The 1,067-nt window shown below is 61.4% G+C and carries 1 protein-coding gene; it reads left to right on the forward strand.

The window, feature by feature from the left end; translation table 11 throughout:
- Window positions 1–108: 108 nt before the first annotated feature.
- On the forward strand, window positions 109–1,047 hold the full coding sequence (locus C4N04_RS31410) for an IS110 family transposase (RefSeq protein ID WP_106797766.1): 939 nt from the start codon (window positions 109–111) through the stop codon (window positions 1,045–1,047).
- The last annotated feature ends 20 nt before the right edge of the window (window positions 1,048–1,067 follow it).

Consider the following 1,067-nt stretch of genomic DNA (forward strand, 5'->3'; position numbering starts at 1 on the left):
GCCCGTCCCCCCTCCGGTTACAACCGTGGATGAGCCTGGGATCTTCGTCATCGTCACGTACGACCGAATAGTCGCTTGGCTCCAATCGCACGCACAAGGCAGGTTACCGTGAACAGAATTATATGTGGAGTGGATGTTTCGAAAGACTGGCTGGATGCGTTCATCCGCCCGTCCGGGACGTTTGAACGGTTCAGCAATGACGCCACCGGCATTGGCGCGCTGGCCGATCTTTGCCGGGCCGAGAATGTCGAGCTCGTCGTCATGGAGGCTTCCGGCGGTTATGAGCGGACGGCCTTCCTGCTGTTGTGGGAATTGGGCATCGCCTGCGCGCTTGCCAATCCGCGCCATGTGCGCCGCTTTGCCGAATCCATGGGCTTTCTGGAAAAGACCGACCGCATCGATGCAGCGATGATCGCCCATTATGCCGAAACCAGGCGGCTGGCTGCCCTGCCGCCGCCGAAAGCCGCGCAGATGCGGCTGTCGGCGCTGATGGCGCGGCTGTCCCAGGTCACGAGTGATCTGACCATCCAGATGCAGCGCCGCAGTGCAGCCCGCGATCAGCAGTGCGAGGCAAGCCTCAACGAGGTGATCGCACTTTTGGTGCGCCAGAGCCGCACCCTCGAAGGCGAGATTGCCTCGATGATAGACGACGATCCGCTCTGGGCCTGTCTCAACCAGGCCTTTCGCTCGATCAAGGGCGTGGCCAACCGTACAGTTGCCCGGTTGATGGCCCAACTGCCTGAGATCGGCCAGATCTCCAATAAGGCGATCGCCAAGCTGGCCGGCCTGGCGCCGATTGCCAACGACAGCGGCAAACGCAGCGGACACCGGCCGGTGCGCGGCGGGCGCTCCGGACCACGCGCCATTCTGTTCCTGGTCGGCGCCATCGCAGCCCGACACGATCCGCACCTGGCCGCCTTCCAGCAAAGGTTGCAAAGCGCCGGCAAACCCAAAATGGTCATCCGCATCGCACTCGCCCGAAAACTCCTGGTTATTCTCAATGCAAAAGCACGAGACGCGCGAAGAGAATTCGAATATGCAACTTGACAATCCAGATAGTCGCTCAT

Source organism: Rhizobium sp. H4, assembly GCF_003013335.1.
Taxonomy (GTDB): domain Bacteria; phylum Pseudomonadota; class Alphaproteobacteria; order Rhizobiales; family Rhizobiaceae; genus Rhizobium; species Rhizobium sophoriradicis.